22 protein-coding genes are annotated in these 24,681 nt (G+C 43.3%); 3 read left to right on the top strand and 19 right to left on the bottom strand.

What is annotated here, in order from left to right:
• Nucleotides 1-98: 98 nt before the first annotated feature.
• The 3 genes from murT to GMC92_RS00595 are packed head-to-tail and all read left to right on the top strand — an operon-like array spanning nucleotide 99 to nucleotide 2,525.
• On the top strand, nucleotides 99-1,442 hold the full coding sequence (gene murT, locus GMC92_RS00605; protein ID WP_155199446.1) for a lipid II isoglutaminyl synthase subunit MurT: 1,344 nt from the start codon (nucleotides 99-101) through the stop codon (nucleotides 1,440-1,442).
• Nucleotides 1,442-2,230 carry a lipid II isoglutaminyl synthase subunit GatD gene (gene gatD, locus GMC92_RS00600; protein ID WP_155199445.1) on the top strand — a complete coding sequence of 263 codons (789 nt, stop codon included), beginning with the start codon at nucleotides 1,442-1,444 and terminating at the stop codon, nucleotides 2,228-2,230. Before murT ends, gatD begins: the two co-directional genes overlap by 1 nt.
• A 10-nt stretch (nucleotides 2,231-2,240) precedes the next feature.
• Entirely contained in the window at nucleotides 2,241-2,525 is a 285-nt protein-coding gene (locus tag GMC92_RS00595; RefSeq protein WP_024056107.1) for a lipopolysaccharide assembly protein LapA domain-containing protein, read from the top strand.
• Nucleotides 2,526-2,548: 23 nt separating this feature from the next.
• Here the strand turns inward: GMC92_RS00595 and GMC92_RS00590 are convergent, their stop codons facing one another.
• The 19 genes from GMC92_RS00590 to GMC92_RS00500 all read right to left on the bottom strand — a co-directional run bounded on the left by GMC92_RS00590 (nucleotide 2,549) and on the right by GMC92_RS00500 (nucleotide 24,524).
• On the bottom strand, nucleotides 2,549-3,736 hold the full coding sequence (locus GMC92_RS00590) for an MFS transporter (RefSeq protein WP_155199444.1): 1,188 nt from the start codon (nucleotides 3,734-3,736) through the stop codon (nucleotides 2,549-2,551).
• A 109-nt stretch (nucleotides 3,737-3,845) separates the two neighbouring features.
• Entirely contained in the window at nucleotides 3,846-5,024 is a 1,179-nt protein-coding gene (locus GMC92_RS00585) for an MFS transporter (RefSeq protein WP_021152909.1), read from the bottom strand.
• A gap of 25 nt (nucleotides 5,025-5,049) precedes the next feature.
• Nucleotides 5,050-5,922 (bottom strand): XRE/MutR family transcriptional regulator, encoded by an 873-nt coding sequence (locus GMC92_RS00580; RefSeq protein WP_155199443.1) that lies wholly within the window; start codon nucleotides 5,920-5,922, stop codon nucleotides 5,050-5,052.
• Between the two features lie 4 nt (nucleotides 5,923-5,926).
• Entirely contained in the window at nucleotides 5,927-6,283 is a 357-nt protein-coding gene (locus GMC92_RS00575) for a hypothetical protein (protein ID WP_045759259.1), read from the bottom strand.
• A gap of 204 nt (nucleotides 6,284-6,487) precedes the next feature.
• Nucleotides 6,488-8,395: an ABC-F family ATP-binding cassette domain-containing protein gene (locus tag GMC92_RS00570; RefSeq protein WP_155199442.1), complete on the bottom strand. Its 1,908-nt coding sequence runs from the start codon at nucleotides 8,393-8,395 to the stop codon at nucleotides 6,488-6,490.
• A gap of 104 nt (nucleotides 8,396-8,499) precedes the next feature.
• Complete coding sequence (locus tag GMC92_RS00565; protein WP_155199441.1) at nucleotides 8,500-9,222, bottom strand: M57 family metalloprotease; 723 nt, start codon at nucleotides 9,220-9,222, stop codon at nucleotides 8,500-8,502.
• Nucleotides 9,223-9,303: 81 nt separating this feature from the next.
• A complete protein-coding gene (locus GMC92_RS00560; RefSeq protein WP_021152904.1) occupies nucleotides 9,304-10,143 on the bottom strand; it encodes a DNA/RNA non-specific endonuclease in 840 nt (279 codons plus the stop codon).
• Between the two features lie 82 nt (nucleotides 10,144-10,225).
• Nucleotides 10,226-10,414, bottom strand: coding sequence for a DNA-directed RNA polymerase subunit beta (locus GMC92_RS00555; protein WP_003006464.1), 189 nt, complete (start codon nucleotides 10,412-10,414; stop codon nucleotides 10,226-10,228).
• The gene (gene murA / locus GMC92_RS00550; protein WP_049474821.1) at nucleotides 10,404-11,687 is read right to left on the bottom strand and encodes a UDP-N-acetylglucosamine 1-carboxyvinyltransferase; all 1,284 of its coding nucleotides are present in this window, start codon (nucleotides 11,685-11,687) and stop codon (nucleotides 10,404-10,406) included. The genes GMC92_RS00555 and murA overlap by 11 nt, the downstream gene beginning before the upstream one ends.
• A 66-nt stretch (nucleotides 11,688-11,753) precedes the next feature.
• Entirely contained in the window at nucleotides 11,754-11,984 is a 231-nt protein-coding gene (locus GMC92_RS00545; protein WP_009732557.1) for a DUF1146 family protein, read from the bottom strand.
• Between the two features lie 97 nt (nucleotides 11,985-12,081).
• Nucleotides 12,082-12,501: a F0F1 ATP synthase subunit epsilon gene (locus tag GMC92_RS00540; RefSeq protein WP_003002471.1), complete on the bottom strand. Its 420-nt coding sequence runs from the start codon at nucleotides 12,499-12,501 to the stop codon at nucleotides 12,082-12,084.
• A gap of 13 nt (nucleotides 12,502-12,514) precedes the next feature.
• Nucleotides 12,515-13,921, bottom strand: a complete 1,407-nt coding sequence (gene atpD, locus GMC92_RS00535) for a F0F1 ATP synthase subunit beta (protein WP_049486331.1) — start codon at nucleotides 13,919-13,921, stop codon at nucleotides 12,515-12,517.
• Between the two features lie 85 nt (nucleotides 13,922-14,006).
• A complete protein-coding gene (locus GMC92_RS00530; protein ID WP_155199440.1) occupies nucleotides 14,007-14,888 on the bottom strand; it encodes a F0F1 ATP synthase subunit gamma in 882 nt (293 codons plus the stop codon).
• 15 nt (nucleotides 14,889-14,903) lie between these two features.
• On the bottom strand, nucleotides 14,904-16,409 hold the full coding sequence (atpA, locus tag GMC92_RS00525; protein ID WP_003006447.1) for a F0F1 ATP synthase subunit alpha: 1,506 nt from the start codon (nucleotides 16,407-16,409) through the stop codon (nucleotides 14,904-14,906).
• Nucleotides 16,410-16,424: 15 nt separating this feature from the next.
• A complete protein-coding gene (locus GMC92_RS00520) occupies nucleotides 16,425-16,961 on the bottom strand; it encodes a F0F1 ATP synthase subunit delta (RefSeq protein WP_024055549.1) in 537 nt (178 codons plus the stop codon).
• The gene (atpF, locus tag GMC92_RS00515; protein ID WP_004219970.1) at nucleotides 16,961-17,455 is read right to left on the bottom strand and encodes a F0F1 ATP synthase subunit B; all 495 of its coding nucleotides are present in this window, start codon (nucleotides 17,453-17,455) and stop codon (nucleotides 16,961-16,963) included. Before atpF ends, GMC92_RS00520 begins: the two co-directional genes overlap by 1 nt.
• 19 nt (nucleotides 17,456-17,474) lie before the next feature.
• A complete protein-coding gene (atpB, locus tag GMC92_RS00510) occupies nucleotides 17,475-18,188 on the bottom strand; it encodes a F0F1 ATP synthase subunit A (RefSeq protein ID WP_024055550.1) in 714 nt (237 codons plus the stop codon).
• Between the two features lie 33 nt (nucleotides 18,189-18,221).
• Entirely contained in the window at nucleotides 18,222-18,422 is a 201-nt protein-coding gene (locus GMC92_RS00505; RefSeq protein ID WP_003006433.1) for a F0F1 ATP synthase subunit C, read from the bottom strand.
• A gap of 228 nt (nucleotides 18,423-18,650) precedes the next feature.
• Nucleotides 18,651-24,524: a ZmpA/ZmpB/ZmpC family metallo-endopeptidase gene (locus tag GMC92_RS00500; protein ID WP_155199439.1), complete on the bottom strand. Its 5,874-nt coding sequence runs from the start codon at nucleotides 24,522-24,524 to the stop codon at nucleotides 18,651-18,653.
• Nucleotides 24,525-24,681: the final 157 nt, after the last annotated feature.

Raw genomic sequence — 24,681 nt, 5'->3', positions numbered from 1 at the left:
CATACCTACCACTTCTCTAAAAGACATCACCTTATTATAACATGTTTCAACAGATTTTTCTGTAACCTTCTGATGCTTTTTATGATAAAATATGATTTATGAAGATAAATACAACCTTGGGCCTTCTGGCAGGAAAGCTTTCCGGCTCTATTCTAGAAAAAATGGGGCGGGGATCAACCCTACCAGGTAAAGTAGCCCTCAAATTTGATAAAGATATTCTCAGTCAACTGGCCAAAAACTATGAGATTGTTGTGATTACAGGGACAAATGGGAAAACCCTGACCACTGCACTAACCGTAGGTATTCTCCAAGAAGCGTTTGGACCGATTTTGACCAATCCAAGCGGGGCCAATATGATCTCTGGGATTACAACGACCTTCTTACGGGCTAAGCATTCGAAATCAAATCGACCGATTGCGGTACTTGAAATTGACGAGGCCAGCCTCTCTCGGATTTGTGATTATATTAAGCCCAGCCTTTTTGTGGTCACCAATATTTTCCGGGATCAGATGGACCGCTACGGTGAGATCTATACGACCTACCAAATGATTTTGGATGCCATTCACAAGGTCCCAACTGCGACGGTTCTGTTAAATGGAGATAGTCCGCTCTTTAATAGTCAGACCTTGTCCAATCCGATCCAATATTATGGATTTGATACAGACAAATCAGAGCCACAACTAGCTCATTACAATACAGAAGGAATCCTGTGCCCGCATTGCCACAACATCCTCAAGTACAAGCTCAATACCTATGCTAACCTGGGAGATTATATCTGTGAGCACTGTGGTTTCCACCGGCCACCTCTGACCTATGCCGTATCGGACCTCCTCTCTTTAACCCATCGATCTTCCAACTTCCGGATCCAAGGGCAAGATTACCACATCAATATCGGTGGTCTTTACAACATCTACAATGCCTTAGCAGCTGTCTCTGTTGCTGGATTCTTTGGAGTGCAACCTGAAGTGATTAAGCAAGGATTTGATCGCAGTCGCGCTGTCTTTGGTCGCCAGGAAACCTTTAAGATTGGGGATAAGGAATGTACCTTGGTTTTGATTAAGAATCCAGTTGGTGCGACCCAAGCTATTGAAATGATCAAACTAGCTCCTTATTCCTTTAGCTTATCAGCCCTCCTCAATGCGAATTATGCGGATGGGATCGACACCAGCTGGATTTGGGATGCGGACTTTGAGCAAATCACCCAGATGGATATTCCAGAAATCAATGCTGGTGGGGTGCGCCACTCTGAGATTGCTCGGCGACTTCGGGTCACTGGCTATCCGGCTGAAAAGATCACAGAAATGGCTGAATTAAAAGAGGTCTTCCAACGCATCCAGCAACAGGAAACCCCTCACGCCTATATCTTAGCCACTTATACGGCCATGCTTGAATTCCGTGAACTCTTGGCCCAAGAACACCTGATTGAAAAGGAGATGCACTAATGACTTATACTTCTCTAGAATCTTCTGATCAGGCACAGTATCCATACAGCCTGCGCATTGCCCATCTCTACGGCAACTTAATGAATACCTACGGAGACAATGGAAATATCCTCATGCTCAAGTACGTTGCTGAAAAACTTGGAGCCCATGTCACAGTGGATATCGTCTCTCTCAAAGACCGGTTCGACCCTGATGCCTATGATATCACCTTTTTCGGTGGCGGCCAAGACTACGAACAGACCATTGTATCAGAAGATCTACCAGATAAAAAAGAAGATCTTGAACGCTTCATTCATGACGATGGTGTGGTCCTTGCTATCTGTGGTGGCTTTCAGCTTCTGGGTCAGTACTACATTGAAGCTTCTGGCAAACGCATTGAAGGGCTCGGTATTATGGGCCACTATACGCTCAACCAAGTCAACAACCGCTATATCGGTGATATCAAGATCCATAACGAAGAATTTAACGAAACCTATTATGGTTTTGAAAACCACCAAGGTCGGACCTTCTTGGCAGAGGATGAAAAACCGCTGGGCAAGGTTGTCTATGGAAATGGGAACAACAAAGAAGATGGTTGCGAAGGGGTTCATTACAAGAACGTCTTTGGGAGCTACTTCCACGGTCCTATCTTGTCCCGAAATGCCAATTTGGCCTATCGCTTGGTGAGCACTGCCTTAAAAAATAAATATGGCACGGACCTTTCCCTACCGGCTTATGAGGAGATTCTAAGCCTAGAGCAGCCGGAAGAATACGCTGATGTGAAAAGCAAGGCACCGACTGAACAATAAGGAGATAATGATGAACAAAAATAATCTACACTACATTGCTTTATTACTTTTAATTTTATTGATTGCTGGTATTTCCCTTGCAAACATGCAATCAGTCACTGTGAATTTCCTCTTGGTCCAATTTAAATTGCCCTTGATCATTCTGATCTTGCTCTGTGTCCTCTTGGGTGCATTTGTCATGACCTTGGTTAATTTTTCAAAGGGCTTCTCCCTAAAAAAAGAACTCAAGAGCACTCAAAAGCAACTGGAGGAAGAAAAGAAAGAAGTTAAAATAGAAGAAAAAAATAACAACTAAAAAAGCACCATTCGGTGCTTTTTTTATGCTGATGTACCTTCTTTTGCTTGTATTTTCTTGGCGACTACTTGTGCTAGGAGTGAAAAGAGAATGACGCCTGCTCCAATCAGGAGAAAGGATTCTACTCGAACGCTTGGTAACCAGGTCATCAAGCCTTTAGCCACCGGCATAAAGAGAATGGCTAGGGTAAAAATAGTGCTTAAGACCCTGCCCAGGTAGTCTCCTTCTACCTTGGTTTGCACTTGGGTAAAAAAGTGAATATTAAAAATCGTCATAAAGAGTTCACAGACTAAATTTCCAGAAAAGGATAGAAGAGGAGGAAGGGGCAAGCCCATCATGAATACTCCTACTCCTGTTAAAATCAATAAGAAGAGAAGCATCTCCATGCTTGATTTAAATTTATTAGCAATCAAGGCTCCGATGATGGAGCCAATAGCGCCCAAGGTTAAGATGGTTGCATAGGCTCCATTGACCCCGTAAAGGCGATTGGAAAAGGGGAGTAAAAACTCAAAAGCTGCAAAAAAGAAATTGACGCTTGAAGCCACCAACAAGAGAAAGAAAATCTCTTTCTGATGCCAGATGTAGTCTAGTCCATCTTTCATATCCGAAAAAATATCTTTTCCCGTAAAAGGCTTCTTCTCTTGAGCTTTGGCTTCTTCTTTCGGAAGGAATGCCACTAGGACAAAGGCGATGAAAAAGGTCAGTGCATCCAGTAAGAGGGTCGCATGGAGACTGGCAAATTGTAAAACAAGGAAAGAGAACACAGGAGAGCTGACACCAACAACCTGTAAGACCAACTCCAAGTGGGCATTATAGGTCACAATCTCGTCCTTGTCTACAACTTCTGTGATAATGGCTTTATTGGCCGTACGAGAAAATGCGAAGGCAATGGCCTGGACAATATTGGCAAAAATCAAGGCCGCAATCATCAAGCTATCATTTGTGATAAAAGAAATGCCCAAACAAAGGAGACCACAAACCAAGTCGGTTGTCATCAAAATCTTGCGTCGGGAAAAACGGTCTGAGATCACGCCACCAAATGGATTGACTAGAATGGAGGTGACAAGTTCAGAAATCTGATAAATCCCTAATACCGTCTTTCCTACCGTCCCCATCGAGGCCAGCCAGACACTATTCCCGTAATCATAGAGCATATTTCCCATTCGATTGATCGCTCCACGAGCAATCAGCTGGATAGCATGTCGATTCATAAAAAAACCTCCTTCATTTTCTGAAACTATTGTATCAGTTCATGAAAGAGGTTTTCATTTTGTCCCCTATTTGGGAAAATTAATATTTTACAAATTTATCAAAGGATCCCTACAGTTCTTTTGATTGAAGTTGCTTAGCTACTAGCTGAGCCAAGAGTGAAAAGAGAATAACCCCAGCTCCAATAAAAAGAAATGATTCCATGCGGACACTTGGCAACCAAGTCATCAACCCTTTGGCGATGGGCATAAAGAGAACAGCCAAAGTATAAATTGTGCTCAAGACTCTACCTAGATAATCATCTTCCACCTTGGTTTGTACTTGAGTAAAAACGTGGATGTCGAAAATGGTCACAAAAAATTCACAGATCAGATTTCCTGAAAAGGAAAGATAAGGCGGAAGGGGCAAGCCCATTATGAACACTCCGACCCCTGCCATGAGCAGTAAAAACAGGAGAATTTTCATACTTGATTTCATTTTATTGGCAACAAGCGCTCCTAGAATAGATCCAATAGCTCCCAGCGTTAAAATAGTCGCATAAGCTCCTTTAACCTCGTATAGACGATTCGAGAAGGGAAGTAAAAACTCAAAAGCTGCAAAAAAGAAATTGACGCTAGAAGCCACTAATAAGAGAAAGAAAATCTCTTTCTGATGCCAGATATAGTCTAACCCATCCTTGATATCAGAAAAAATATCTTTCCCGGTAAACTGTTTCCTCTCTTGAACCTTAGCTTCTTCTTTCGGAAGGAAAGCCACTAGGACAAAAGCAATGAAAAAGGTCAGTGCATCTAATAAGAGGGTCATATAAAGACTGGCAAATTGTAGAACTAGGAAAGAAAAAACAGGTGAACAGACACTAACAACCTGTAAGACTAACTCCAAGTGGGCGTTATAGGTCACAATCTCGTCTTTCTCTACTACCTCGGTAATAATGGCTTTATTGGCAGGGCGAGAAAAACCAAAGGCAATGGCCTGAACAATATTGGCAAAAATAAGAGCCGCAATCATCAAGATATCATTTGTGATAAAAGAAATCGCCAAACAAAGGAGTCCACAAACCAAGTCGGTCGTCATCAAAATCTTGCGACGAGAAAAACGGTCTGAAATCACTCCTCCAAAAGGATTCACGAGAATCCCTGTCACTAACTCAGAAATCTGATAGATCCCTAATACCGTCTTTCCTATAGTCCCCATCGAGGCCAGCCAGACACTATTCCCATAGTCATAGAGCATATTTCCAATTTTGTTAATTGCTCCACGACTAATTAATTGGACCGCATGTCGGTTCATAAAATCTCCTTTATCTCTGTCCTATTTAGGAACATTGATCTATTACAAATTTATCAAAGTGTTCTTTATAATAGGCCACCTGCTCTGGCAGTCCCAGCACATCAAAAATATGCATGGCTTCCTGCATTTGCTGCCGCCCTTCTTCTGTTTGCCCCTTCTGATACAGAGCAAATCCCTTGAGATAATGAAAGATATTGCGTTCGTAGAGTTTGATGCTCTTCCCGATAATCTTTTCTACATAGGCTTCAAAATAGCTGGCATTTTCAAAAGCACGGTGTTCTAAACAATGCTGGTAACAATTCAGAGCCAGAATCAAGACCAGTTTTCGATGGCGACCAATTTCCTTGTAGAAATCTTCACGCTCCATCACTTCTCTCCCAAGCCGTGTGACATAGTCCACATCATAAAAGCTGTAGAGATTGCCAAAGAGGATCAATTCATACATGGTCCACTCTTCCGTTTGAAAGAGATAATCTGCCACCTTATCCAGATCACGCTGCTGCATCGTGTAGCTGGCATCTCTCTGGCAAATCAGGCCTTGTAGCAGGATCCAGTTCAGCTCAAAATAGAGGGGATTGGTCGAATGTTTAGCCTTTTCAAGTTCCTCTTCTTGAAGCTTTTGAAAACCTGCAATATCATTTGAATAGTAAAGTGGAATAATCTGAGCCATTAAGGCGACATGCTCATGGTGTTGAAAATTTCTGGCCTTATCCATAAAATTCTCAATTGTCACATGGATATTGTCCAAAATGTCAAAGAAGCGCGAAGCAGCCAGATCCGACTCCCCCAATTCAAAACGGGATAACTGGGAGGTCGAGCAAGCCTCTCCTGCAGCTTCTTTCAACGAATAATTCTTACTGATTCGAAATTCACGAAAAACTTTGCCTAAATCTTCCATTTGATTACCACTTAAATTCCTTTAAGTGCCTTTCTAACTCTTGCAAGTACCCTTCGTAGAATCCTAGATCTTCTTTCACGGAAACATCTAATTGTCTTAAGTAGGAAATCAGCCAATCAACCAATAGATCATACTGATGAAGAGGTAGGCGTTTCATCTGCTCTTCAACAAAAGAAATGGCCTCTGCAAAGCGCTGCTCTTCTAGAACTTGCTGAAGATAGTGAGCCCCGTTGATGAGTCTTCCTTCCTCATCTTCATACTGCCCCAAATCTAAATTTTGAATCTGTAGGCGCAAAGTTGTACCAATCATGTCGGCTACACCTTTAACCTGCTTCATAAACCAATCATTTTCAGTCGCCATAATGTTCTCCTTATACAAATTAGAAAACTATACTTACTGCGCTAGTTCTTCCCATTCTAGCTCGGCTTCTTCTTGGGCGGCGCTCAGCTGGTCGATTTGCTACTGGCTCTCCATGAGTTCGCAAACGTCAGTGGCCCGCAACTTCTTTCAACGTGTAATTCTTATTAATTCGAAATTCACGAAAACTTTGCCCAAATCTTCCATTTATTCCACCTGCTCTGACAGTTCTGCCCACTCTTCCATGACCGCTTCCTGCTGGACAGTCAGTTGATCCAGCTCGCTTTGGAGTTGAACCAAGTCGGCTGCGTCGTTGGTGCTATGCATAGTTTCGCTGATTTCTTGGATTTTTTGATCCAGCTCTTCCATCTCCGCTTCCAATTGCTCAATGCGACGAGTGATTTTCCGGAGTTCCTTTTGATTTTGTTTTTGCAAGTGATAGTCATTGCTGGTGACTTCCTCCGTAGAGGAAACAGGCACAGCTTCTGCTTGTGCTGTTGCAAGAGCCTCTAACTCAGCTTTTTTCTCCAGATAATAGTCATAGTCGCCTAGGTAAAGAGTTGAGCCCTCTTCTGAGAGTTCCAAGACTTGTGTAGCCACCCGATTGATAAAGTAACGGTCGTGGCTGACAAAGAGCAGGGTCCCGTCAAAGTCAATCAAGGCATTTTCTAGCACTTCCTTGCTATCGATATCCAAATGGTTGGTCGGCTCGTCGAGAATCAAAAAATTGTTATTTTCCATGGACAGCTTGGCTAGAAGCAAGCGGGCCCGCTCTCCACCCGACAGCATGCCGACGGTTTTCTTGACATCATCCCCAGAGAAAAGAAAGGCTCCCAGTCGATTGCGAATTTCTACTTCTGGCGTCAGTTTAAAGTCATTCCAGAGCTCATCCAAGACACTGTTGTGAGGCGTTAGTTTACTTTGGGTCTGGTCATAGTAACCCACCTCGACATTGGCCCCAAAACGAGCTTCACCCTTGATAAAAGGAATCTGCCCGACGATGGACTTGATAAGAGTAGATTTCCCGATCCCATTTGGTCCCACAATAGCGACCGCATTCATCTTGCGGATATCCAGATTGATGGGCTCTGACAGGATTTGATCGTCATAGCCGACGGCTGCCTCTTCTACTGTCAGGACGACATTTCCCGAGGTCTTATCAGAATGGAAGGTCATATGGGCAGACTTACTTCCAGCTTCCGGCTTGTCTAGACGCTCCATTTTTTCCAACTGCTTGCGCCGAGACTGGGCTCGCTTGGTAGTCGAAGCCCGCACCAAATTACGATTAACAAAGTCTTCCAGAGCTGCAATTTCTTTTTGTTGCTTCTCGTAGTTCTTGGCTTCAGTCAGCAATTTTTGTTCTTTTTGCTCGACAAAGCTGGAGTAATTGCCGACATAGCGGTCCAAGGAATGCTTGGTCAAGTCCAGTGTAATGGTGGCGACCTTGTCTAGGAAATACCGGTCGTGGCTGACAATGAGAAGGGCCCCGCTATAATTGACCAAATAGTTTTCCAACCAGGCGATGGTCTCAATATCCAAGTGGTTGGTCGGCTCGTCCAGTACCAAGAGATTTGGTTTTTCTAGAAGCATCTTGGCCAGAGCTAGACGGGTATTTTGCCCTCCTGATAGCTCTTCAATCTTCATCTGCCACATGGACTCATCGAACTTAAAGCCGTTGAGAATCGCGCGGATATCTGCTTCATAGGTGAAGCCACCTGCCTGACGGAATTCTTCCGAGAGACGGTCATAGTCCTGCATGAGTTTTTCTAAGTCAGCCCCAGTTTTTTCCCCCATCTCAAGCTCCATCTGCCGCAAAGTTTTCTCCGTTTTACGGAGGTCGTCAAAGACATGGAGCATCTCATCGTAGATGGTATTGGACGACTCAAAGCGGCTATCCTGGGCCAGATAGGAGAGGGAAAGGTCGCGCTTTTTATTGATTTCCCCAGAAGTTGGTTCTTCTTCTCCCACCAAGATTTTCAAGAGCGTAGACTTGCCGGCTCCGTTCTTTCCTACCAGGGCAATCCGGTCCCGTTCATCCACTTGCAGGCTGATATTATCAAAAAGAACCTCCCCTGCAAAAGAGCGTTCAATTTTGTTGGCTTGTAAAATAATCATGTCCTTATTTTACTATCTTTTTTCAGATTAAACAAGGAAAGACGAGCCATCAAAAAAATCCTGAGCCCCTTGAGGCTCAGAACTTTTAGAAAGTATTTTAAAACTTATTCTTCCTTGTATAATTGTCGGACTGCTTCCACATCTGTATCCTGAATACTGTAGAAGGAACCAGCCGGTTGCATGACCGATTCTCCATCAGTGTGGTCCAGCCCAATCGCATGGCCTAACTCATGCTCAGCTGTATTGACAATCCGATCATAACTATAGTTATAGACATAATTTAAAAGATAATGGCGATTGAGACGCACTGTGATGTGGGTGAAGCGGTTGGTTAAGAGGTTGGTCTGAGAGGCAGTCTCTCCTGCAGCAGAAACGGATGCGTTATCCATTTCCGTCAAGACCACATTAGCCTCTTTTTCATTTGTAACCAACTTGAAGGTAAAGGCGCCTGTTTGGTTCCAAGCCTCAATAGCATCCCGATAAGCTTTTACAAAAGTTTGACTGATATTGGGATCCAGGTAGACCGTGGCCTCCGCTTTCTCCCAGCGAGCACCGCTATGCTCATGATTGTCTGTCTGCGTAGTCTGTGAGCTAGGTGCCATCCCAAAGCGCGATGCAAACCCCTGATCTCCAAATAAATTGCCGACTTGATAGACAACCTTTTGGGCAGCTCGTCCAAATCCATCCATACCAGAACTAGGAGAATCTGTAAAATAGATGATCCCCACTAGAACGAGAAAACTGATGGCAATGGTCCAGAAAAATCCCCAAAAAAGACTCCAAGCCATGCGAAGGATTCCTATGAAAAATCGAAAAATGGTTCTCATACATTCTCCTTTCTCTTAAAGAAGGTATGCAATTGTAACACCCCATTCTTAAAAATAACTTAAATAACTGCGCTTTCCAGCTTATTGATGAACGGTTACTTTTCCTGTCTGGTAATCCAGGCTAATCCCACTTTGAACATTGGGAACAAAGACATTGAACTCAAGGGTTCCATCACTCGATTTAGCTTCGATCTGAGAACCTAATGGAATCAAATCTTCTGGTTGGTTGTAGATCAAGGTTACTCGATAGCGAATCCTCTTGTTCTTATCCAGTGCTTTTCGAACCAGGGTCTCGTAGTAGTTTTGACCAGTGGAATGAGGATCATTGGCTTGATTGGACCAAGCCGTTTGCACAGCGATATTTTTGGGATTGCTCGTCGAAGCATCAAAACCTTTGAGATTGCCGATCAAGGCGTAGCCCAATAGATGGCCCCGATCCACAGCATGGTCATACTCACCGGACAGATTGTGGACCTGGTGCCAACCTGCTGGTTTCCAATCGGTTAGACCACTTCCTGTTGCCTCCCGATCTCTATACTGGCGAGTCGCCTTGGTCATAATAGCGTTCGCAACCGTCGGTACGGTCTTTCCATTCACTTCTTTTGTCTTGTTATCTGCATAGGGTTGACTAGCCACACTGGCATCCAGATCTGTGCGATTCCCCTTAACTACAAAGGCTCCAGCACCATTCCATTCCAAGTCATTTCCCAATTGTGAACGAGCCGATTTCGTTAGTACAGAGCTAGCTAACTCTTTACTAGGTGTTTCTTGTTGGCTACTAGTCACCACCGAAACAACCTGATCCGTCGCTTCTTTTACCGTCGGTTGATTAAAATAATAGCCCCCGATAGCTAGGGCCGTTGCCACCACAAAACCTGCTAGGGTTTGTTTGGTTCGTTTCGTTAATACTTGTTTTGTCATGCCTCTCTCCAAAAAAGAGCAGCGCTAGATGGTCACTGACTCGATTCGCTGCTCTCCTTTTTACTCAATTTTAGTTAAAAGCTTATTTGCCTGTTAGTTTTCCAATGATCTCTGACCAAGTGTCCGGAGAGAGAATGGACCATGGATTTTTTCCATCTCCAATCACTCCATAACCAATGACCAAACCAACTGCAAAAATGATGATTCCAATCACAGCCAACAGGAGGACAATTCCTAGCTGTTTTCCAACATAGCGAAGATTAGTTTTCATCGTCTTCTTCCTCTACACGTTTCACGTCTGCACCTAGTGCCACTAATTTCTCATGGAATTGATAATAACCACGATCTAAGTGACTTAATTTGCTGACTTTCGTCTCTCCTTCTGCTACCAAGCCCATCAAGACCAAGGTTGCACTTGCTCGTAAATCTGTCGACATGACCTCTGCACCTTGGAAGCTTTCCCCTCCAACGATACGAGCTGTATCCCGCATAATATCCGAGTGAACGCCCATCCGACGCATTTCTTCCAAATGCTGGAAGCGATTCTCAAAGACCGTTTCAATCATGGTAGACTCACCTTTAGCCATGGCCATCAAGGCTGTGAATTGAGCCTGCATATCGGTTGGGAATCCTGGGTAGGGAAGAGTTTTAACCGTCACTGGACGGAGCTTACTGATATCCGACTGAATCCGAATGCCATTTTCTTCTTCGGTTACCGTTACACCCATCTCCTGCATCTTAGATAAAAGCGGACGGTTGTGTTCCCAAATGGCATCTTCGATCAAGACATCTCCACCAGTCATGGCTGCCCCAATCATAAAGGTTCCGGCCTCGATGCGGTCTTGCACAACATTGTGGTTTGCCCCATGCAAGCTCTCCACACCAACAATGGTCAAGGTCTCAGTTCCTGCCCCCTTAACATTAGCCCCCATTTTATTCAGCAAGAGTGCTAGGTCAACAATTTCAGGTTCCCGAGCTGCATTTTCAATCACAGTAACTCCATCTGCCAAGGTTGCCGCCATCATAATATTTTGTGTCGCCCCTACTGATGGGAAGTCCATATAGATGTGTGCTCCCTTGAGACGATCTGCTTTTGCTTCAATATAGCCGGCTGTTTGGGTAATTTCAGCTCCCATAGCTTCCAGACCTTTCAGGTGGAGGTCAATCGGACGACTACCGATCGTACAGCCTCCAGGCATGGAAACTTTGGCATGGCCATTGCGTGCCAAGACAGGACCTAGGACAACGATAGAAGCACGCATCTTGCTCACATACTTATAAGGTGCTTCCTCTGATAATTTTGCTTGCGCATCTACGACAACCGTATTGTCTTCTTCATTGAAGGTTACTTGTGCATTCAACCCACGAACAACATTGTTCATTGTAAAGACATCTGATAAAACAGGTACATTTTTCAAGGTTGTCACGCCCTCGCTTGCTAGAACTGTTGCAGCAAGAAGAGGAAGGACAGCATTTTTTGCTCCTTCGATTTTGACGGTTCCAACCAGTCGATTATGACCACCATTAACGATTATTTTTTCCATACGGGATTGTTCTCCAATTTCTTAAAGTCACGCTTTCTATCATACCATATTTTTTATAAAATGTGGCTAGAATTGGCCAATAAAAATCTGCCGACTCATCTCATAGACACTGATAAAAAATGAGCTGGCTAGATAGCCTATTCCGACGCTGATCATCAAGATCAAAAAACGGATTTTAACCGCATTTTCAGCACTTACTTTTAAAAACTTTTCCCATTGAACCAGGTTCAACAATAGGTAATAGGCAAAAAAGATAAACAATAGATGGCTTGAAAGATTAAAAATCATTTGAATCATATAGCTATTATACCATATTTGGTCCTTACTTTCTTCTTTTGATTCTCTCCCAACAAAAATAAGGTGAGGACAAAACCTCCACCTTATTTTGAATATCTTATAAACGATTTCCGACATTAATCCGGTTAATGGCGCGTTGAAGAGCAATTTTAGCACGACGTTCCATATCAACCGAATGCTGATCTTTGGCTTCTTCAATCGCTTTTTCAGCTCGCAGTTTGGCACGTTCTGCACGACTAATGTCGATATCTCGAGCACGTTCGGCAGAATCGGCAACAATGGTAATGACATTATCAGCTACTTCGATAATCCCACCATTGACTGCAATCCAATCAATATGTTTGTCATCGTCGACACGACGAACCTTTACTTGGTCTACAGCCAAAACCGCAATGGTATTGATATGATGAGGTAAAATCCCTAATTCACCATCAATTGTCTTGACAGATACAAATGCGGCATGATGATCATAAACCAGTCCATCCGGTGTAACGATTTGGACGTTCATTTGACTCATCTTTCACCTCTTCTTAGAATCCCATTTTTTCAGCTTTGGCAATCACATCTTCGATCGATCCAACACCACGGAAGGCATCTTCAGGAAGATGGTCATATTTTCCGTCCAAGATTTCTTTAAAACCACGAACAGTTTCTGCAACAGGTACGTATGAACCAGGTTGACCGGTAAATTGTTCCGCAACGTTGAAGTTTTGTGACAAGAAGAATTGGATCCGGCGAGCACGAGCAACCAAGGTCTTTTCTTCGTCAGACAATTCATCCATCCCCAAGATAGCAATGATATCTTGCAATTCATGGTAACGCTGAAGGACACGTTTGACCTCAGATGCTACTGCATAGTGTTCTTCTCCTACGATTTCTGGAGAAAGGGCACGTGAGCTTGATGCCAATGGGTCCACCGCAGGGTAGATCCCCAATTGTACCAATTTACGTTCCAAGTTGGTTGTTGAATCCAAGTGGGCAAAGGCGGTTGCTGGCGCTGGGTCTGTATAGTCATCGGCTGGCACATAGATGGCTTGGATGGATGTAACAGAACCTTTCTTCGTTGACGTAATCCGTTCTTGCAATTGCCCCATTTCAGTTGCCAAAGTAGGTTGGTAACCAACGGCTGATGGCATCCGTCCCAAAAGGGCTGATACTTCAGATCCGGCTTGGGTGAAACGGAAGATATTGTCGATAAACAAGAGAACGTCCTGACCTTCGACATCACGGAAGTATTCCGCAATGGTCAAACCAGTCAAAGCAACACGCATCCGTGCTCCAGGTGGCTCATTCATTTGTCCAAAGACCATGGCTGTTTTTTCAATAACGCCAGATTCTTTCATTTCCCAGTAAAGGTCATTCCCTTCACGTGTCCGTTCCCCAACACCGGTAAATACAGAAATCCCACCGTGTTCTTGGGCAATATTATGGATTAATTCTTGAATCAAGACGGTCTTCCCAACTCCGGCACCGCCGAAGAGTCCGACCTTCCCACCTTTCAAATAAGGGGCTAAGAGGTCAATAACCTTGATCCCTGTTTCAAGAATTTCTTCTGAAGTAGAGAGCTCGTCAAAGGATGGAGCTTTTTTGTGGATAGAGTCACGAGGAGCATCCTCAGGAAAAGGTTGATCCAAGTCAATGGTATCTCCAAGAACATTGAAGACACGTCCCAAGGTTTCTTTTCCGACTGGAACAGAGATTGGACGACCTGTGTCCAAGACTTCCATTCCACGTGTTAAACCATCAGTTGATTCCATGGCGATGGTCCGTACGACCCCATCACCAAGTTCCAAAGCTACTTCAAGAACGACTTTTGATTTTTGTTGGTCATTTTTATAGACTACAAGCGCATTATTGATCTCAGGAAGTTTATCTCCAACGGAAAAGGCAACGTCTACGACGGGACCTACGACCTGAGAAATTTTGCCTAAACTCATGTCATTCTCCTATTCTAAGTAATTTCTACTGCTCAAAAGTTCTCTTTCGAGCATCCGTTTTTGTATAAAAAATTGTATCCGACAACTATTCAAGGGCGCTAGCACCTGCAACGATTTCGGTAATTTCTTGTGTAATCGCTGCTTGACGAGCACGGTTGTATTGAATCGTTAATTCATCAATGACTTTCTTGGCATTGTCTGTTGCAGTTTGCATAGCCATCATCCCCGCAGCATTTTCAGCTGTTTTAGCATCAATAATGGCACCATAGATCATGCTTTCAGCAAATTGAGGGAGCAATTGATCCAAAATGGCATCTCGACTAGATTCCAATTCTAGATTCAATACATAATCCTCATCTGCTTCATTGGGGTCCAAATCAATAATTGGAAGCATCTGTTCCACCCGCATTTGGCTGGTCAAACTGTTGACGTGATGGTTGTAACAGACGTACAACTCATCAAACAAGCCTTCCTGATACATTTGGACTGTTTTCGAAATGATCTTGCGAACTTCCTTAAAGCTAGGTTGATCAGGCAAACCACGCAATTCATAAACCGGCTGAATCCCACGGGCACGGAAGAAATCCGCACCGACACTTCCAATACAGATCACTTCAAAGTCATCTCCAGTTGGATGGTATTCTGCCTTCATTTCCATCATGGTTTTAAGGATGGAGGCATTGTAGCCTCCGACCAAACCACGATCAGATGTAATCACGATATAAGCTGTCTTATTTACCGGCCGACTCACCAACATAGGATGGGATTTGGCATTTTCTGTTTCATGTCCATGGAGCAAGTCTGTTAGTAACTTACGTACCTTAGCGGCATAAACCTGAAAATCCTTGGCTGCTTGCTCAGATTTCCCGAGTTTAGCAGCAGACACCATCTGCATAGCATTGGTAATTTGACTGGTATTTTTAGTGGATGCAATTTTATTTTTTATATCATTTAATGAAACTGCCATCTTCCACTCCTATTTCTATTTGAAATTTGACTGGTTGACAAATTCTGTAAGGGCTGCATCCAGTTCTTCTTCTGCTGGAAGATCATGTGTCGAACGAATCGTCTCAAAGATTTGGTTATAATGTGCTTCAAAGTAATCAAACAACTCTTCTTGGAAACGAAGAATATCGTCTACTGGAACACTATCTAAGAAACCATGAGTCAAGGCATACAAGATCACGACTTGTTTTTCAACTGTCAATGGTTCATGAACAGGTTGTTTCAAGACTTCAACTGTTCGGCGACCACGGTTCAATTTCGCTTGAGTCGCAGCATCCAAGTCACTACCAAATTTCGTGAAGGCTTCCAATTCACGGTATGAAGCGAGGTCGATACGAAGAGTACCCGCAACTTTCTTCATAGCCTTGATTTGGGCAGCTCCCCCTACACGGGATACAGAAGAACCTGCATCAATGGCCGGACGAATACCAGCATTGAACAAACTATCTTGCAAGAAGATTTGTCCATCTGTGATCGAAATCACGTTGGTTGCGATATAAGCAGAAATATCTCCTGCTTGGGTTTCAATGATTGGAAGAGCTGTAATAGAGCCACCACCCAATTCATCTGAAACTTTAGCTGAACGTTCCAACAAACGGCTGTGGAGATAGAAGACATCCCCTGGGAAGGCTTCACGTCCTGGTGGACGACGAAGAAGAAGGGACAATTCACGGTAGGCTACGGCTTGTTTTGACAAATCATCATAGACGATCAAAACGTGTTTACCGTTATACATGAACTCTTCTGCCATGGCAACCCCGGCATAAGGTGCCAAGTAGAGCAATGGAGACGGTTGGGAAGCCGAAGCGGTTACCACAATCGTATAATCCATGGCTCCGTATTTACGAAGAGTTTCTACTTGCGTACGAACTGTTGATTCTTTTTGACCAATCGCCACATAGATACAGATCATGTCTTGACCCTTTTGGTTCAAGATGGTATCGATGGCAATCGAAGTTTTCCCTGTTTGACGGTCCCCGATAATCAATTCCCGTTGGCCACGTCCGATTGGAACGAGGGCATCAATGGCTTTCAAACCAGTTTGTAGGGGTTCTGAGACAGATTTCCGTTGCATAACACCAGGAGCTGGTGTTTCAACTGGACGGAATTTATCTGTTACAATCTCACCCAAACCATCTACTGGTTGGCCAAGTGGGTTGACAACCCGACCAATCAAGGCATCCCCTGCAGGGACTTCCATGATTTTACCTGTACGACGGACAGAGTCTCCTTCACGAATATCCGTGAAATCACCCAAGATGATGATCCCGACATCCGTTGTCTCTAAGTTTTGGGCCATCCCGTATGAGCCATTTTCAAAGATCAACAACTCACCACTCATGGCATTTTCAAGACCATGAGCACGGGCAATCCCGTCACCAATGTAGGTTACAACACCTGTCTCAGTGACGTCAAAGTTTGGCTTGAAATTTTCAATTTGTTGCTTAATTAAAGCGCTGATTTCTTGTGCGTTAATCGCCAAAATTCACACCACTTTCTATTTCAATTTAGATTTTATAACTTGCAATTGGTGTTTGAGACTGGTATCCAACGTTTTATGATTGGCTGTCACGACAAAGCCACCAATTAAATCTGGATCGATCTTTTGTTGGATCGAGCGAACTTGAATCCCAAATTTTCTTTCGATAATGGGGATTAGCTTTTGCTCTTGAACAGGATCCAAACCAGCAACCGTCGTAACAGTGACGACAAAAGCGTTGCTCAACAGTTGAATCTGATCCAAACAAATCGTTACAATGTCATAAAATAAGGCTTCACGATGATTGAGAATAACCACTTCAATCAAATGGTCGAGTAATTGTGAATCAGAGGGTTGAAAAAGTCTGAGACTTTTTGCTTTCTCTTCATCCTCTACACCGATATGAGCTAAGAAGTTAGCAAGTCCAGTCTCTTCAAAAATACCCTTGATTTGAGTCAATTTTTCAAAGACTAGGTCTTGTTCTCCTTTTTCAAAGACCAATTGAACAAAAGGCTGGGTATATTTCTCAATCACCATCAGTTGCTTTTTGTCCATTAGGCTTCTCCTAATTCATCAAGATAGCGATCGATCAGTTGGCGTTGACCTTCAGCATCCAGCTGTTGGCTCAACAATTTGCTGGCAAGATTGACAGTGAGATCTGCCACATCACCTTTGATACTGTTCAATGCTTCTTCTTTGTTATGCGCAATTTCTTGTTGCGCTTTTTCTTTCAAACGTACTGCTTCTTGAGTGGCTTCTGAAAGGATCTGAGATTTATTCTTTTCTGCAGTTTCCTTTGCATTTTCGACGATAGACGCAGCTTCTTTGCGGCTACCTGCCAACTCTTCTTCACGTTTACTTGCTAGTTCCTCAGCTTTTTGACGAGCTGATTCTGCTCCATCAATATCATCTGTAATCTTTTTGGCACGCGCTTCTAAAATTCCATTGATATTGTTCCATGCAAATTTCTTTATTAAAAAGATTAATAATAGGAAGGAACCAGCAATGAGAATAAAGTTACCAATAATTTCACTCATTGATACATGCATTCTTCTACTCCTCCTCTACTTACTCTTCACCATTAATTTTCTTACCAATATAAATTGATGACAACATGGTAAACACATAGGCTTGGATACATGAAATGAAAATCGAAAACGCTGTCCACGCCATGCTTCCAATAAAGGCAAATGGATACCAATAAACAGCTTGATGCGACAAAGTCACAAGCAAGCTTGCTAGTACCTCACCCGCAAAGATATTTCCGAAGATCCGAAGTGCCAAGGAGGCAAAGTTCGTTAATTCTTCCAAAATATTCATGGGGGTCATAAATCCGGGTGTCACAAAAGCCTTTAAATATTCCTTCACACCACGTCGGCGAATTCCTTCTACATGGGCGATTAAGGTGATCAAAAATGAAAAGGCAAAGTCATAACCCAGGTTAGCGGTTGGTGATGTCCACAAATTGTAACCATTGGTCGTTTCGATTTTAGCCATCAATCCAATGTTATTGGCTACTAAAAGAAAGAGGAAAAGAACAAACAAGAACAAGGAATAGTCCTTTATGTAATGTTCCCCAATATTTCCTTTTGTAAAGCCTACGACAAAGTCATATGCGTATTCCAGCACATTTTGTTTGCCTTTTGGTCGGATCGACATTTTTCGACTGGCCCAATAAATGAAGCCAAAAACGGCGAAAACAGAAATCAGGGTCATAGCAAGTAGGGTCAAATTAAAAGATACAGGTCCAAGAGTAATCGTTGGATTGATACTTTCTTCCAAGGTTTGACACCTCCTTTTCTAAAATAGAAGCGTCTATTTGATAATAAAGGCCATAACCAAGGTTACGAAGAAAGTACCTTCGACAAAGGCAACACCAAGAATCAAGAGGCTACGCAATTGACCGATAATTTCTGGTTGACGAGACGCAGATTTCAATAAGCTACTCATCATCAAACCTTCTGCCAGTGATACACCAAAACAGGCTAAACAAAGACCTAAAAATGTTAAATTCATGATGAATTCTCCTTTTATAAATTTTACCTCCTTAGTTTACTCCTAAAAGATATAATAGTCAAATATTTCCTATAAAAGTAAGCGTTTTAGTGAAATTACGTTATTTTTTTAATATGATAATTTTTCCTATCTACGATTGATTTCTTTTAATTTTTAGACGCTTTGTCCACCTCTATTCATTTTTCCTTCTAAAAAACTCTCACCTGCTCAGCAGATGAGAGAATTCGATTATTTAAAGATAGACGTTTTGAAACTGTCTGTTTGTTGCAGTAATTTCTTAAAGATTTTTTCTTTCAAGGCAAGGGTATTGTCAAATTTGACAGAACCATTCTTCAAACTGGCCTGATCTTTTTCAACCGCAGTTGCAAAGGCTTGTTTTAAGTCATCATAAGTGCTATAAGTAGTCCCATCAACTTCAATAGCCTGAAGTCCATTTTTAGCACTGGTCACCACTTCGTTGAAGTAGGCTTTCTTCCAGTCTTCAAGGGTACTGAATGTTCCATCAGAAATCTTTTGAATGATGTAATCATCCCCTAAAGTCGCATGACCTGCTTGTTTGGATTCTTGTTTATACTTGTTTGAAGCATAGCCTAAGAAGCCTTTTTCATAACCATAGTAGCCCCAGAGTCTAAAGGTATTGTGTTTGAAGGACATGGCTCCAGGAGCCCCTTCACTGGTGTTTCCACCATAGATCCCTGTCATCATCGGCACCGTCACATAGGCTGAGCCAAAGTCTAATGGATTATAGACACCATTTCCAGGACCACGATTGGTCATGAAGTTGTTGGTGATGAGATCATCTACTGAATGTAAGGTGATGGCTTTTTCCTCATCACTCAAAGGACGCACCTTATCAAATTGATTCTTGGTATTAGCCCCTCGGTATTGTTTATCAACCTTCTTGAACCATGCATTGTTCAAGTCTTGACTGCCTTTATTGAGGACGGCTTCTCCTTCTAGGTAATCCAGAAGCATGAGAGTGTCATTATAGCCTTTCATATACCGATCAATTTCGTCACGTGACTTCAAATCATTTGGATTGGTATTGTACCATTGGTTTCCATCGTTAGGACGCTCATAGGCCATGTTGAGACCTAAGGCCTTGTATTCCCCGTTTGGATTGGATACGGATGGTGTTTGCAACATTCCTTGGGCAAAGGCTTCAATATCAGTTCCTTCGCGGTGTCTCCAACCACCTAAGTAAACCATACGGTCATTGACGTGCGTTGTTTCGTGGGTAAAGGCAGAGACCCCAAAGTCACTGATCATATCGGTCACCATGAAGAAGACAGAGTCATCTTTATATGGATTTCCGTAAATTCGCGCCACTGCTCCCATCCGCCAATCTGTCGCATGGTAACGATCGGTTGGACCATACAATTCACGGATTGGAGCCACATCCTTGCCACTGTTGGTATGTCCATAACGGTCTGTACTAATGCCCTTGTAGTTTTGGTTATCAAGGACAGGGGTCGGCACCATATTGTTGCTCTTCAAGAGCTGATTGCGAACCTTATCCGTTGCTAGACGTGACCAGAAATCTAGGTAATTCTGTTGGCCTTTCGCTACCTTGTCAATTTCCTCTTTGAAGGCCGTTCGTTCCGCTTCCGTGTTCTTGCCATATTTCTCGAAGGAACTATAGGCCATAGTGTTGTAAGTTGAAATCAAGAACATATGAGCATCTTTTAAGTTCAAGAGTGGCAAGATCATTTTACCGTGAACATCATTGTTTAAGCCCTCATAGGCTCTGTGTTTAGCAGACGCGAATGCTGGATTGGTCGTCTCACGCTCCACAATATAGACATTGTCTTTGGTTGCTTTGATGAACCAATCGTTCAAGTCTGTCTCTTTTGTAAAGAGCTCCATATTGTACTTCAAGAAGTCATTGAGGTTGCCAGAAAGAGTCGATTTAGCCACGACTTCACGGAAAGCATCGTGGGTACGAGTCCCTTTGATGTAGTCTTCTTTTGAGCCGATTTCAATCAAGCGGTCTAAGACATCAACATTCTTCCCATAGAAGTCTGGCTTGAACAACATGAGTTGCTTGAGATTGACATTATCGAATTTCACCCCGTAATAACGGTTGAGGTAAGAAAGACCCAAAAGAACAGCAGCCTTATTATCATCAATCTTCTTAATGAGCGCACGTTTGGCAGCTTCATCTGTATTTAATTGATGATCTTGGTTTTCAACCAGTTGTTTGACAAAGTGAGTCAGATTGTCCTTGACTTCTTGGAAGCTTTCTTCGAGGTAAAGGTTCTTGATGGCATTGACTTTGTTAGGTCCTGTTCGACCTAAGTGAGTGTAGATTGGATCTGATTGCAATTCGACAGGGCTTAATTTCCCTACGATGGCACCAATGAGATCGCTCCGGTCTTTGTCCACCATATTTGGCGTATAGACCACTTCACCGAGCTCCGCCACACTGTACTCTTTGACTTGTTTGACTTTAGACTCTTTCGGTGAAATGCTAAAGATATCTTTTGTCTTATCGGCATAATGGATCAGGATGTGATCAGCATCAGCTAGTTCAGTAACAAAATCATTGCCCTTCATAGCAGTCACAGACAAGACTTCCTTGGTCAAGAGAGGACTCGTTGCAGCCAATTTATTCCCTTGGTCGACAATCCATTCTTTGTTGTAGAATGGTTGCAATTTAGCAATATTGCGGTAAGCTAGCTCACGAGTCGCATCGTAAGCAGTGATAGCCTTGTATTGATCGTCTTTGCTAACAAGGTGATTGAGCGTATCTTCAATTGGTTTCCTGCTGGTGAATTTATCAGCAGTGATTCCCATTGCTTCAATCTTCTGCTCAGCTTCTGCCAGCGAGATGCTAGGGATTTTACGGGAGTTGTTAAAGGTTTTCTTCCCTTCACTCACGCCTTCCACACTGTAATTGCGCTTGGTTCTTGAATAGGTGAAATAATCATCTGCGTCAATATCTGAGTGACCAAAGACCATCTCACCAGTTTTGACTTTCATCATGGTGATGTTGTCTTCAATAGTCCCCAAGGCCCAGTTGGTCCCTAGTAATCCACCCGATTGAACCGCTTCTTTCAGTTCAATTGATCCTTTAGCAACTGAATTTCTGAGAACCCCTTCTTTACCTACTGTGTGGTTATTTCCACCATTTTGAGAGGAATAAACGAGACCTGCAGCTTTGGCTTTGTTCCCAGTGATTTCAGCATCAACGTAAGCTTTTTCTACGATACCTTTCCAGTTCTCGCCAACAACACCCGCTAGATAGCCACCTTTGTTACCAGTAGCGTGCAGTTTCCCGATAAAGGCAACGTTGCTGACCTTCCCGCTACCATCAATTTTATTGACAATTCCTGCTACGTCATTGTTCCCGACAACACTTCCTATTACTTTAACGTTCTCAACAGTTGCATTGTTTTTGATGACACCTGAGATTGGGGCTACTCGATCTGTCCCAGGTAGGTCAATATTGACATTTTCAAGCAAGAGATTCTTAACCGAGCCACCTTCGATGTTCCCAAATAATGGTCTTGTAATGTTATGGATGGCAAATGTATTTCCATCCGTACTTTCCAAAATTCCCTTGAAGGCATTGGTTACATAAGATTTTCCTGCTGGCTGGACATTAGCCGCATTCATATTGCTACCCAGTTTAAAGGTTCCAGTCGGATTGGCTTGCATGGCTTTTACAAGTTCGTTGAAATTGTAGTAGACATCACCTTCATGAGCTTTTGGTTTCGCAATATAGTGGACATAGTTCTCATTGAACTGGTTGTCCCCAGTCCGTTGGACCAAATCTGGAGCTTTGGCTGTTACTTTGTAGAGGGTCGCGCCATCTACCGTCACTTCTTCGATTTTATCAACGGCTAGTTTCGTGACCTTATTATCATGGGTGGTAACTTTTAAGTAGTATGGCTTCACATCAGACGGTGTTTCAGACAAGAGGCTGCTATCGGTCTCAAGACCTTGGTCATCCACGCTAATCAGACTGGTTTCCTTGATGTTTTTGATTTCAACTTTTTTAAGATCAATTCTCAGTGGTTCTTCCTTGAGAACTTCTTCTTCATCCCCATTTCCACGGTCATACACCATGGTCGTTGCGAGCGTATAATCCTTGTAGTAGTCCAAGTCCGCTAAAGCAGCTGCCAAGTCTGTCTCTGAAAGGGTCAGGGTTTTCACCACTTGATCACCCTTCTTCAATACAGCCTGGATGGACTTGATGGTCACACCGTCTGGTTTGTCCAAACGATAGGTAGCTTTAGCACTGCGCTTCAACACTTCCTGATCAAGATTGGTCAAGGTCAAGGTTGGCTTGTCTAATTCCTTTGTCCCTTGTTGAATGATCTGATCTTGCGCTTGTTCTACCACTTCTTCGGAAATTGTAGGAGCATCCGTTGTTTTGACACCTTTAATGGTCTTGTAGACCTTGGTGATTTTCTTCTTCCCATTTTTACCGGCTTGAGAAACCCTTTCAGTTCCTTTTAGCAAGGTGGCATCTTGTTCGGTTACCGTCTTAAATGGAATTTCTTCAAAAGCAACTTCCTCTTTTTGGCCTTCAATCGCCTTAGTCCCACGACTAATTTTTTCTGTCACAGGAGCTTTGACCGTTTCAGTGGTCGTACTGAGAGGCTCTCCAATCTTCTCACCATTGACCGTCTTATAAACACGACGAATCTCCTGGCTACCAGCCTCTCCTTTTTGAAGGAGGCTTTCTTCATCGGTGTAACGATTGGCGTCCGTTACATACTCTGTTTCATATGGAAGGATTACCGTTTCTGTCTCGGTTACCGTCCCTTCCGTAACTTGATAGGTTGGATTCTCCGGTTGAACGGGGGCTTCGCCAACATGGCCTTCTTCTTGTGTCCCTTTAGCTTCCACCACACCTGTATAGGCTGGGTTCTCTGGTTGAACAGGAGCTTCGCCGATATGGCCTTCTTCTTGTGTCCCTTTGGCTTCCACCACACCTGTATAGGCTGGGTTCTCTGGTTGAACAGGAGCTTCGCCGATATGGCCTTCTTCCTGTGTTCCTTTATCTTCCACCACACCTGTATAGGCTGGGTTCTCTGGTTGAACAGGAGCTTCGCCAACATGGCCTTCTTCTTGTGTCCCCTTAGCCGTTACAACTGGAGAAGGGCTGGGTTGAGGGGTTGGTTGGGCATCTTCTTTTGTCCCAACAGCAAGAATTTGTGAAACTGGTTCTTTAGTGACCTTGCTTTCAACGACTCTGCGAACTTCTTGTCCATCTACCACACTCACTTCTGTCAATAGGGTCCGCTCCCCATTTTGACCAGCAGTCAGCACCTTGGTTTGCCCTTTAGGTAATGTAGGATCAACTTGGTTGACAGTTTCAAATGGCACAGGCTCAGTATAGACTTCCAGGCTTGGTTTTTCAACTTGAGGAAAGGCTGGAGCGACTTCTGGGGTCACACGCGCTTGTGGTTCCACTTGTGGAATCCCTGTACTTGTTTTGATCGTTCCTTTTACAGAAGGTTTCGTTTCCTGCATAGCCTTTGGCTCTCGTAAGCTCGTCTTTTGGACTGACGGGTAGCGCAGATAACCAATATAGTCATAGCCGTCAATTTGAATCACGCCATTTGCAAGATCTTTGCTCGATGCGATCGCAAGATCCTGATTATAGGCGCGCAAGACTTGATTTTGTAGGGCTGCGACTTCAACTGGAAGTAGAAGACTTTGTCCCATGGCTCCAATCAAAAGGACGCCCATGATCTTCTTCCGGTGCTTTTTAGAGAGTAAGAGGACCGCAAAGGAAGCAGTGGCTAGACTTAGCCCAAAAAGGGCGATTTCCTGACTTCCTGTTTGAGGAAGAACCGACTGAGTTGCTTCCTTCTTCTTATAGACGAGATAGAAAGTATCTTCATTTTGATATGCTTCAGGGATTGCATGAATCACCTGTGCTTTTTCTTCAGCAGTCAGCTCTTCTTCTGTCACATATCCTAAGTGCACATGAGCAGGTAGGGTCACCTGATCTGCTTGGACAGGACGACCCCCTAACAGGCTTCCTCCTAATAAAAAGGCTCCAATGGCCACCGGACCAACACCGACAGATAATTTCCGAATCGAATATTTGGTCATTTTTTCAAACGTTTGTTTCGCTTTTTTCATCCTAAAATTCCTATATAGTAATATTTAACCCTCGAGCAGGGACCTGATTATTTTTAGAGAGGATGGGATCCTTTCCAGAAATAAGAACCTTCCCGGGATTTTTTACCTTTACCTATCTTATCTTTTTTCTTCTATTTTAGCAAGCTCTAAAACTCAA

The sequence above is a fragment of the Streptococcus parasanguinis genome, assembly GCF_009717775.1.
GTDB lineage: Bacteria > Bacillota > Bacilli > Lactobacillales > Streptococcaceae > Streptococcus > Streptococcus parasanguinis_AG.
Note: the sequence above shows the minus strand (reverse complement) of the source record. Positions and strands in the feature narration are given on the sequence as shown.

What these genes read in the sequence shown, in the direction of transcription:
- GMC92_RS00555 (WP_003006464.1), bottom strand. Translation starts at nt 10,414, where the DNA reads ATGAAAACTAATCTTCGCTATGTTGGAAAACAGCTAGGAATTGTCCTC.
- GMC92_RS00595 (WP_024056107.1), top strand. Translation starts at nt 2,241, where the DNA reads ATGAACAAAAATAATCTACACTACATTGCTTTATTACTTTTAATTTTA.
- GMC92_RS00545 (WP_009732557.1), bottom strand. Translation starts at nt 11,984, where the DNA reads ATGATTCAAATGATTTTTAATCTTTCAAGCCATCTATTGTTTATCTTT.
- GMC92_RS00590 (WP_155199444.1), bottom strand. Translation starts at nt 3,736, where the DNA reads ATGAATCGACATGCTATCCAGCTGATTGCTCGTGGAGCGATCAATCGA.
- GMC92_RS00530 (WP_155199440.1), bottom strand. Translation starts at nt 14,888, where the DNA reads ATGGCAGTTTCATTAAATGATATAAAAAATAAAATTGCATCCACTAAA.
- GMC92_RS00505 (WP_003006433.1), bottom strand. Translation starts at nt 18,422, where the DNA reads ATGAATTTAACATTTTTAGGTCTTTGTTTAGCCTGTTTTGGTGTATCA.
- murA (WP_049474821.1), bottom strand. Translation starts at nt 11,687, where the DNA reads ATGGAAAAAATAATCGTTAATGGTGGTCATAATCGACTGGTTGGAACC.
- GMC92_RS00585 (WP_021152909.1), bottom strand. Translation starts at nt 5,024, where the DNA reads ATGAACCGACATGCGGTCCAATTAATTAGTCGTGGAGCAATTAACAAA.
- atpF (WP_004219970.1), bottom strand. Translation starts at nt 17,455, where the DNA reads ATGCATGTATCAATGAGTGAAATTATTGGTAACTTTATTCTCATTGCT.
- GMC92_RS00520 (WP_024055549.1), bottom strand. Translation starts at nt 16,961, where the DNA reads ATGGACAAAAAGCAACTGATGGTGATTGAGAAATATACCCAGCCTTTT.
- atpD (WP_049486331.1), bottom strand. Translation starts at nt 13,921, where the DNA reads ATGAGTTTAGGCAAAATTTCTCAGGTCGTAGGTCCCGTCGTAGACGTT.
- GMC92_RS00570 (WP_155199442.1), bottom strand. Translation starts at nt 8,395, where the DNA reads ATGATTATTTTACAAGCCAACAAAATTGAACGCTCTTTTGCAGGGGAG.
- GMC92_RS00540 (WP_003002471.1), bottom strand. Translation starts at nt 12,501, where the DNA reads ATGAGTCAAATGAACGTCCAAATCGTTACACCGGATGGACTGGTTTAT.
- GMC92_RS00565 (WP_155199441.1), bottom strand. Translation starts at nt 9,222, where the DNA reads ATGAGAACCATTTTTCGATTTTTCATAGGAATCCTTCGCATGGCTTGG.
- GMC92_RS00575 (WP_045759259.1), bottom strand. Translation starts at nt 6,283, where the DNA reads ATGGCGACTGAAAATGATTGGTTTATGAAGCAGGTTAAAGGTGTAGCC.
- gatD (WP_155199445.1), top strand. Translation starts at nt 1,442, where the DNA reads ATGACTTATACTTCTCTAGAATCTTCTGATCAGGCACAGTATCCATAC.
- GMC92_RS00500 (WP_155199439.1), bottom strand. Translation starts at nt 24,524, where the DNA reads ATGAAAAAAGCGAAACAAACGTTTGAAAAAATGACCAAATATTCGATT.
- GMC92_RS00580 (WP_155199443.1), bottom strand. Translation starts at nt 5,922, where the DNA reads ATGGAAGATTTAGGCAAAGTTTTTCGTGAATTTCGAATCAGTAAGAAT.
- GMC92_RS00560 (WP_021152904.1), bottom strand. Translation starts at nt 10,143, where the DNA reads ATGACAAAACAAGTATTAACGAAACGAACCAAACAAACCCTAGCAGGT.
- murT (WP_155199446.1), top strand. Translation starts at nt 99, where the DNA reads ATGAAGATAAATACAACCTTGGGCCTTCTGGCAGGAAAGCTTTCCGGC.